The 4402-nt window shown below is 59.6% G+C and carries 2 protein-coding genes; one reads left to right on the forward strand and one right to left on the reverse strand.

Annotated features, from left to right (window positions below):
• Positions 1-215: 215 nt before the first annotated feature.
• On the reverse strand, positions 216-3110 hold the full coding sequence (locus tag D8U69_RS26925; RefSeq protein WP_130908500.1) for a ribonucleoside-diphosphate reductase subunit alpha: 2895 nt from the start codon (positions 3108-3110) through the stop codon (positions 216-218).
• A gap of 738 nt (positions 3111-3848) precedes the next feature.
• Between D8U69_RS26925 and D8U69_RS26930 the strand changes: the two genes are divergently transcribed.
• Positions 3849-4402 (forward strand): response regulator transcription factor (locus D8U69_RS26930; RefSeq protein WP_130908501.1); only part of this gene is annotated, 554 nt, incomplete at its 3' end.

Raw genomic sequence — 4402 nt, forward strand, 5'->3', positions numbered from 1 at the left:
GAGTCCTTGAGCGTAACCTCTCTCTTTGGACTCAGGGTCAACATACAAGGAGCGAAGCTCGCTCGCGATGAACGATTACACGGTAATCCAGACGAATCGTGAAGTGGCCATCGCGAGCAAGCTTTGCTCCTGCAGAGGGGCAAAAGAAAACCCCCGGCAAGCCAGAGGCCTGTCGGGGGTTCGGATAAGCGTCTTTCGACGCCTACCGGCTCAGCTTATTGGCAAGCTTCGCAATCCGGCTCGTCGATGGCGCAAGCCTTCGGTACTGGAGCAGGACCGGCAGGCGCTGCCAGGACCGAGTCGTCACCGTGGTTGCCGCCGCTGGAAACAGCGTTCAGCTTGCCGGTGTTGATGGTCGACTTCTCGGTGCTGGTCGCGGCCAGGGCACGGAGGTAGTAAGTGGTTTTCAGGCCACGGTACCAAGCCATGCGGTAGGTCACGTCCAGCTTCTTGCCCGAAGCGCCGGCGATGTACAGGTTCAGCGACTGAGCCTGGTCGATCCACTTCTGACGACGGCTGGCCGCGTCGACGATCCACTTGGTGTCCACTTCGAACGCGGTCGCGTAGAGCTCTTTGAGTTCTTGCGGGATGCGCTCGATCTGCTGAACCGAACCGTCGTAGTACTTCAGGTCGTTGATCATGACCGAGTCCCACAGACCGCGAGCCTTGAGGTCGCGAACCAGGTACGGGTTGATCACGGTGAATTCGCCCGACAGGTTCGATTTCACATAGAGGTTCTGGTAGGTCGGTTCGATCGACTGCGATACGCCAGTGATGTTGGCGATGGTCGCGGTCGGCGCGATGGCCATGATGTTGGAGTTACGGATACCTTTCTGCACGCGGGCACGTACCGGTGCCCAGTCCAGGGTTTCCTTCAGGTCGACATCGATGTACTTCTGGCCACGGGCTTCGATCAGGATCTGTTGCGAATCCAGCGGCAGGATGCCCTTGGACCACAGCGAGCCCTGGAACGTCTCGTAGGCGCCACGCTCGTCGGCCAGGTCGCAGGACGCCTGGATCGCGAAGTAGCTGACTGCTTCCATGGACGTGTCGGCGAACTGCACCGCAGCATCGGAGCCGTAAGGGATGTGCTGCAGGTACAGCGCATCCTGGAAGCCCATGATGCCCAGGCCGACCGGACGGTGCTTGAAGTTGGAGTTCTTCGCTTGCGGCACCGAGTAGTAGTTGATGTCGATCACGTTGTCGAGCATGCGCACGGCGGTGTTGACGGTACGTTGCAGCTTGGCGGTGTCGAGCTTGCCGCCCACGATGTGGTTCGGCAGGTTGATCGAGCCCAGGTTGCAAACGGCGATCTCGTCCTTGTTGGTGTTCAAGGTGATCTCGGTGCACAGGTTCGAGCTGTGGACCACGCCGACGTGCTGCTGCGGGCTGCGCAGGTTGCACGGGTCTTTGAAGGTCAGCCATGGGTGGCCGGTTTCAAACAGCATGGACAGCATTTTGCGCCACAGGTCTTTGGCCTGGATGGTCTTGAACAGCTTGACCTTGCCCGGGTACTCGGTCAGGGCTTCGTAGTACTCGTAACGCTCTTCGAAAGCCTTGCCGGTCAGGTCGTGCAGGTCCGGTACTTCGGATGGCGAGAACAGGGTCCACTTGCCGTCATCGAAGACACGCTTCATGAACAGGTCAGGGATCCAGTTGGCGGTGTTCATGTCGTGGGTACGACGACGGTCATCACCGGTGTTCTTGCGCAGTTCGATGAACTCTTCGATGTCCATGTGCCAGGTTTCCAGGTAGGCACACACAGCGCCTTTGCGCTTGCCACCCTGGTTAACGGCGACGGCGGTGTCGTTCACCACTTTGAGGAACGGCACGACGCCCTGGGATTTGCCGTTGGTGCCCTTGATGTACGAACCCAGCGCACGAACCGGGGTCCAGTCGTTGCCCAGGCCGCCAGCGAATTTCGACAGCATGGCGTTGTCGTGGATCGCGTGGTAGATGCCCGACAGGTCATCCGGCACGGTGGTCAGGTAGCAGCTCGACAGCTGTGGACGCAGGGTGCCGGCGTTGAACAGGGTCGGCGTCGACGACATGTAGTCGAAGGACGACAGCAGGTTGTAGAACTCGATCGCACGGTCTTCTTTGTGCTTCTCTTCGATCGCCAGGCCCATGGCCACGCGCATGAAGAAGATCTGCGGCAGTTCGAAACGCACGCCATCCTTGTGGATGAAGTAACGGTCGTACAGGGTTTGCAGGCCCAGGTAGGTGAACTGCTGGTCGCGCTCGTGGTTGATGGCCTTGCCGAGTTTTTCCAGGTCGAAGGAGGCCAGGACCGGGTTCAGCAATTCGAATTCGATACCCTTGGCGATGTAGGCCGGCAGGGCCTTGGCGTACAGGTCGGCCATCTCGTGGTGGGTGGCGCTGTCGGCAACACCGAGGAAGCCCAGGCCTTCGGCACGCAGGGTGTCCATCAGCAGGCGGGCGGTCACGAACGAGTAGTTCGGCTCACGCTCGACCAGGGTACGGGCGGTCATCACCAGTGCGGTGTTGACGTCGGTCAGGGCTACGCCGTCGTAAAGGTTTTTCAGGGTTTCGCGCTGGATCAGGTCGCCGTCGACTTCTTCCAGGCCTTCGCACGCTTCGGTGACGATGGTGTTCAGGCGGCCCATGTCCAGCGGTGCGAAAGTACCGTCGGCGCGGGTGATGCGGATCGACGGGTGAGCGTTGACGGCTTCTTCGACCGGGGCGTGCGCAGCGCGTTCCTTGGAGCGCGCGTCACGGTAGATCACGTAGTCGCGCGCGACTTTCTGCTCGCCGGCGCGCATCAGGGCCAGTTCAACCTGGTCCTGGATTTCTTCGATGTGGATGGTGCCGCCCGATGGCATGCGACGCTTGAAGGTGGCGGTGACCTGTTCGGTCAGGCGGGCCACGGTGTCGTGGATTCGCGACGAAGCAGCAGCGGTGCCGCCTTCAACTGCGAGAAACGCTTTGGTGATGGCGACGGTGATCTTGTCATCGGTATAAGGAACGACAGTGCCGTTACGCTTGATCACGCGCAGCTGGCCAGGCGCGGTGGCTGCCAGATCCGAAGTCGAATCGGCGGCCTGCGGCAAGGTGCCCTGCGGGTTCTCGCGAGTTGTGTCGGTTTGCATGGGGGGTTGTCTCCACATTCTCTATGTTTGTTTGGGCACCATCACAGTGCCCACCGTTCCGTCCTGAAGCACTACAACCGGCGAGTGCCGGGCATACCAACTTCGGGACAGATCAGGAAGGGGGCTATTGGGCGCCGCTTCCATGCCGAAGTCTTTGGTCTCACGCCTTGGGCGCAAGACCGGGGTCCTTTGAGGTGACAGTTCAGGACTGCAACACCCGTACCGTTTTCACCCCATCGGGCCGAAATACAGTAGCCATCCGCACGCGCGGTTTGGTCTTTCGAAAATACGTTTGGTTCAACCGGACAGTGGCAAGAAAAGCGCTTGAAATTGGTGTCCGGTTTGTGTTTGGTTTTTTGCGCTAAACCCTACATCTAGGGTTTTTTTGGCGCTGGGCTACAAGATAATGCGTTTTGGGGGGCGATTGCAACGTACTACCTGTGGATAAACCTGTGCGTAAATTGTGTGTGAAAGAGCGAACCGGCGTGTAGGCCGCGATGCTGCTGGACCGGACCTTTTTTCAGCATTTTTCAACGATCGAAAACGGCCGGCCGGATTTTTAAGGGCGCGAACCCTATCACAAAAAACCGCCATGTCCGAACGCATTTACCGGCTTGTGTTCTGCGCAGGTGACGTTTATACAATCGGCCAGCGTATATGCAATTTATCCCCCCGAATCATTACAAAAAGACGGGCGGATCCTTCCTTATTAGCGTCATTGGCAAGCAGAGGTCATCCGTGGAGCAAGAAGCCTGGCAGGTACTGATTGTGGAGGACGACCAGCGTCTCGCCGAACTGACCCGCGATTACCTGGAAGCCAATGGCCTGCGGGTGTCGATCGAGGGCAATGGCGCCCTGGCGGCAGCGCGCATCATCAAGGAACAGCCGGACCTGGTGATCCTCGACCTGATGCTCCCCGGTGAAGATGGCCTGAGTATCTGCCGCAAGGTCCGCGACCGCTACGACGGCCCGATCCTGATGCTCACCGCACGCAGCGATGACACCGACCAGATCCTCGGCCTCGACCTGGGCGCCGACGATTACGTCTGCAAACCGGTGCGCCCGCGCTTGCTGCTGGCGCGTATCCAGGCGTTGCTGCGGCGCAGTGAAGCCCCGGAACCGGCACCGGAAAAACAACGGCGCCTGCAGTTTGGTCCGCTGGTGGTGGACAACGCCTTGCGCGAAGCCTGGTTGAACGACAACGGTATCGAATTGACCAGTGCCGAATTCGACTTGCTCTGGCTGTTGGTGGCCAACGCCGGGCGCATTCTGTCCCGGGAAGAAATCTTCAC

The sequence above is a fragment of the Pseudomonas sp. Sample_16 genome, from assembly GCF_004307665.1.
Taxonomy (GTDB): Bacteria; Pseudomonadota; Gammaproteobacteria; order Pseudomonadales; family Pseudomonadaceae; genus Aquipseudomonas.